General features: G+C 28.5%; 7 protein-coding genes. All 7 read right to left on the bottom strand.

What is annotated here, in order from left to right:
- Nucleotides 1–116: 116 nt before the first annotated feature.
- A complete protein-coding gene (locus tag RR643_RS11195; protein WP_332483268.1) occupies nt 117–641 on the bottom strand; it encodes a hypothetical protein in 525 nt (174 codons plus the stop codon).
- Nucleotides 625–1,278, bottom strand: a complete 654-nt coding sequence (locus tag RR643_RS11190) for an ATP-binding cassette domain-containing protein (RefSeq protein ID WP_332483267.1) — start codon at nt 1,276–1,278, stop codon at nt 625–627. Before RR643_RS11190 ends, RR643_RS11195 begins: the two co-directional genes overlap by 17 nt.
- Nucleotides 1,275–2,261, bottom strand: coding sequence for a hypothetical protein (locus RR643_RS11185; protein WP_332483266.1), 987 nt, complete (start codon nt 2,259–2,261; stop codon nt 1,275–1,277). The genes RR643_RS11190 and RR643_RS11185 overlap by 4 nt, the downstream gene beginning before the upstream one ends.
- 554 nt (nt 2,262–2,815) lie before the next feature.
- A complete protein-coding gene (locus RR643_RS11180; protein WP_332483265.1) occupies nt 2,816–3,337 on the bottom strand; it encodes a hypothetical protein in 522 nt (173 codons plus the stop codon).
- Nucleotides 3,338–3,384: 47 nt separating this feature from the next.
- Nucleotides 3,385–3,711: a hypothetical protein gene (locus RR643_RS11175; RefSeq protein WP_332483264.1), complete on the bottom strand. Its 327-nt coding sequence runs from the start codon at nt 3,709–3,711 to the stop codon at nt 3,385–3,387.
- A 141-nt stretch (nt 3,712–3,852) separates the two neighbouring features.
- Complete coding sequence (locus RR643_RS11170; RefSeq protein ID WP_332483263.1) at nt 3,853–4,050, bottom strand: hypothetical protein; 198 nt, start codon at nt 4,048–4,050, stop codon at nt 3,853–3,855.
- A gap of 141 nt (nt 4,051–4,191) precedes the next feature.
- On the bottom strand, nt 4,192–4,861 hold a 670-nt coding region (locus RR643_RS11165; RefSeq protein ID WP_332483262.1), incomplete at its 5' end, for a tetratricopeptide repeat protein.

Here is a 4,861-nt window from a genome sequence, read left to right as displayed (position 1 = left end):
ATCGAAAACAATGAGGAGAAACGTTATTACTTTTAAAATTTCATTGAATACCATATAAATACCTCCCTTTAATTTGTTCTGAGTTTTTCTTCACTTTACATTTATTGAAATCAACTCTACTCTGCTACCTCAATTTTTGTTGCGTAATTCAAATAGTCTAAATAACTGGTTGGTTCAAAATCACTAGGAAATTCATAATATATTTTGACTAAGTCAAAAAACTCTGCATTATCTAGTCCCTCGAATAGTATATCATCACGATTTAATTGGACTACTCCTCCATTTGTACGGTTATGCAAATCACGTTCCATACAATGACTACTAATCTCTAAGATATATCTATCGTTATTCTCAACTGCGGTGAGAACACCCATAAAGTAAGTATCAAATATACAGGGATTATTATCCAAGAAGAAATACGTTTCTTGTTGAGTTATATGCAAATCTTTGTAGTTAAAATTTTTGGCTACTAACTGATTCTCACTTTCAGAACTTTCTATGTCTTGTTTTTCATAAGTCCCTGATATAGCTTTTCCATCTGGGTTAAGATTTAAATCAAATGTAGGTTTTTCGTGAGTATCAATTTTCTTTTGACACCCAACAATCAATAATACACACAATATCTTAAACAGTTTGCTCATATCGCTTTTTGACCTCCGCTAAATCTATAATAATATCAGCATACTCAAGTATTTCAGAATCATGACTAACAATAATTACAGTTTTACCACTATCTACAAAATCTCTTAGCATTGTTAATACAATTTTTTTGTTTTCTGTATCAAGAGAAGCAGTTGGTTCATCAGCAAGGATAATATCGGGATTCTTTAAGATTGTCTTAGCAATTGCAACTCTCTGTTGTTCACCACCTGATAATTCAAAGACTTTTCTGTCCAACATATTTTCTAGATTAAGGTCATGAAGTAAGTTATCAATCGTTGTTCTCTGATCCTTTAATTTTCGTACTTTATATACCATCTTCATATTTTGATATACTGTTTCATTTTCAATTAATCCAAAGTCTTGAAAAATGAATCCAATTTTTTCACGTAACATATTACGAACATCATTCTTGCCTTTAATCGCTATACCATCGTATAAAACAGTTCCACTATTAAATTTCTCTATTAATCCAATTATATCAATTATTGTTGTTTTACCACAACCACTTTTTCCATAAATACATGTTACTTTATTAGATTCAATTTCTAGATTTAAGTTATCAAATAGCACATGATTTCCAAAATTTTTATTTAGATTTTTTATTTCAATTTTCATTTAAATCTCCTTACATTGTTTAATTTGTATTTAAACATTCCATATAACGCTATTTCAATTAGTGTTAGCATAATCAGAACAAGAACTATGTTTGAATTTAATGGTAATCGACGCATGATTACATTAAGTGTAAAAGCAATACATGTTGGAGAAACTATTTTTATAAAATAAGTAACAAAACTATATGGATTCAAACCTTCACATCGTGCAATAATGTATCTCTTCCTATTGTTATCTATGTCCATATCGATTAGTAATCTATTAGTAAGAATATACGCAACAAGAAGGATAAGGAAATCATAAAATCCTTTAATATTCAAGTTCTCATATAGTTTGAACTGCCTTTCAAACATGATTTTCATTGGACTCATATTAAACATAGGCGAATATCCGAATTCTATAAATTTAGAATCTACATATTCTTGAACATCTTCTAAATTTCCATCAAAATAAAGTATTGAATTGTTAAGTTGTCCCTCTAAATTCTTTTCTTCAGGTAAGTAGATTAGTGGTAAATCACTCATGTAATCCGAATAAAACAAATCCTTCGTCTCAAATGTACGTAATTTATTTGAATAACTAATAATATTAATAGGAACTTCTTCACGAAGCATATTACGGATTTTTTTATCAATATTTGTTAAATCATATGTAGATTTATCATATATAAACACGCATATTTCTTCAAGATCACACTGACTAATTAAATCATTTTTTTGAAGATAAAATTTATCAACTGCGTAATATTCATCCTTAATCCTTGGGTCAAATTGAGCAATATCATCAATAAAAAATGCTTTAAAGCTCTCAAATAAATTACCGTCATTAGCTAAGAAGTCACGCAATGCGATGTAATTATCGTTTCCTATATCACTTGAATACTTACTAGATGCGCCTTGTACTCCAAATGTATAATATCCTTCCAGACTAGCTAATACCTTATCATACCTATTCCACATAACAAATAAATCTTTTGTATTCATTAGGGTCGTACTCAACAATGGGATAATCATAAATATTGCAAAAGTTTTTGCAAAATAAGCAATCGTTTGTACCTCAGATAATTTATTCTCACCTTTTATTGATTTAGTTATTGGAGTAAAAACAATAATGAAGTAGTTTATAATCGATACAAATAATGTTAGAACAAAAAATTGTGCTATCTGTAAGAACGTTATAATCAAAATCGTATATAAAGACATCCAATTTGAGTTAAATAGTAGAAAAATAATTACACAAAAGAGACTGGAAGCTAACATCATATATTGAATAAATGGTATCAAGAATATTTTTAAGTAAATTGCTATGGACTTTGTGCCATCAATCTTATACAGCGATATTTTTCTTCCGTAGGAGAAAATTTTTGAACACAGTAGCAAAATCAAAATTAAATCGATACTCAATTTGATGTCAATTTTTTCAAACAAATTTGCTGCCGCTTCACTATCATCCTCTATTAAAGTGCTTTTGCTACTTGTGTATGGCGATTCAACAATGATTTCTCCATACTCATTTGCAACATCCTGTAGAAAATTTCTTACATTTGTTTCAAGGTCACGCTTACACTAATAAGATTTATATATTTCCCCTTCTCATTGTAATGGTGAATTGTACTTACACTCGTTTGATAAGGGTAATTAAAAGATAATAATCTTGAATTTCCATTATTATAAGTTGTATAAGAATTATTTTCATTCAAGTTATCAGCATATCCACTATATAAAAGTAATCGATCTTTTAGAAATAAATCGTTTGTACTTAGATAAATGTTGTTTTGCATATCATTCGTTTCCTTTGAAAAACCACTAGTAAGTATATAGATAACAAGATTATTTTTGATAGCGCAATCATCTAAGAATGAATAGTACGTATAGTTATCAACACTCTGTAAAGAATTATTGTTTTCAATAATTACACCAACGCGCTCAAAGCCAGCTTCATCGTAAGAAGATATATAGGAATAAGTTCGCGAAACACTAATTTTATCAATTACTGGTATTGCGAATAAAAACGATATCAAAATAATTAAAATAGATAAGTAAAATATATTTTTTTTCATTTGCACCTCTTAAAGTGTAGAGGAGAAGTTTTCACTTCTCCTTTTCATTAATCAATTAAATATTGCATTCCCCATTCAGAACTATGTAAGCAATGAACATGTGGTGCATTGACTCCTAATCCAAACTCTTTGTATTGACTTTGATAAGCCTTTGCACCGCATGTATACCCAGCATTTTTCGCTCCTACGCAAGGTGCAAACTGATCGTAATCTACTTTGTTTACAACACCAGTCCAATAAGTTCCAATATTGTTTTGATCCCAATAATTGTAAGCTACTATATCATCTTCGATATATCCTTCTTGTGCTGACACTGCAGAAATTGCACCTACAAAAGTTAATGTTATAACTAATAGTGATAGTATTTTCTTCATTTGTTTTCCTCCTCTTTTTACTAAACTAAATGAAATTTTGAATCACTAATTACAATTGATTTTGTAAACAGTTAAATAAAAGGTTCCATTTTCTTTTTCCTCACTTTCTTATCTAATTAGTTAAACCTATATAAAACTAGATTAATCAGGAAAATTAACATAAATTCTTGAACTCTTTTCAATACAAGGTTGATTTATTGCTACATGGTTTTCATCATAAACGCAGATATTCTTTTTATCTGGTTTAGATTCGTAATTATTCGCCAAGTTGTGCTGACTACCCACCAAACAAGATATTAATAACAACAAAATTAGATTACCTTTGAGAATTTTTTTCATTATGTCCCTTCTTTATACTACAATTGTAGATTGCGTTAAAAGTAAAATCAACAGGTTCTAGTTTCACGATTTCGATCAAAAATATCTACTGAGTAAGCAAAAAAAAGTTTATTTATGAAACTTGAGTAAAGCACTATTTTTTTATAACATTTTATAGTAATCCAAAGCCTTCTTGTACTTTAATTTGTTCTCGCAAAACTCAACTATTAAGTTTAAGTAAAATTGTTTTATTTCGAAATCTGCTGTTGTTTGAATTTGACAGTATTCTTCTTCAAGTTTTTTTATGATTTTATCACCATCATTTGTTTCGATAATGAAATCAAGAATGTTTATTAGATTGTATACTTTGCTTTCTTTATTTACTACGATTTTTGCTTTCTTTATAGTCTTATTCAATAAATCAAAATCATCTGCCTCATAGTAACAATAGGTTAAATGAAAATAGTCAAAGTCAGTATATTCAATTTCTGATTTCATACATATCAATTCAAGCGCTTCTTTAAATTTTTTTTGTGTTATATATAACCAACTCATATTTGTAATAACTGTATTTCTAAATTGGTGTTGATTTAATTGATATTCACTATTTCTTAGTAACTCGTAATAAATACTTTCAGCTTTTTGATATTCACCGCATCTCCCATAAACAATTGCAATGTGCACTTGCGTAAACAATTGTCTAACTATATTACTTTCCTTAGCAAAACCTTCGAATGCAAGGTTATTGTAATGCATTGCGTCTAACAAATTATTTGTTTTATTTAGAGTAATTCCGTAATGATAGCAGGTCATACTGTAAGAATATTTATAT

Source organism: Anaerorhabdus sp. (genome assembly GCF_036637135.1).
Classification (GTDB): Bacteria; Bacillota_I; Bacilli_A; order Erysipelotrichales; family Erysipelotrichaceae; genus Anaerorhabdus.
The sequence above is the reverse complement of the archived record's forward strand: the minus strand, read 5'-3'. Positions and strand labels throughout refer to the sequence as shown.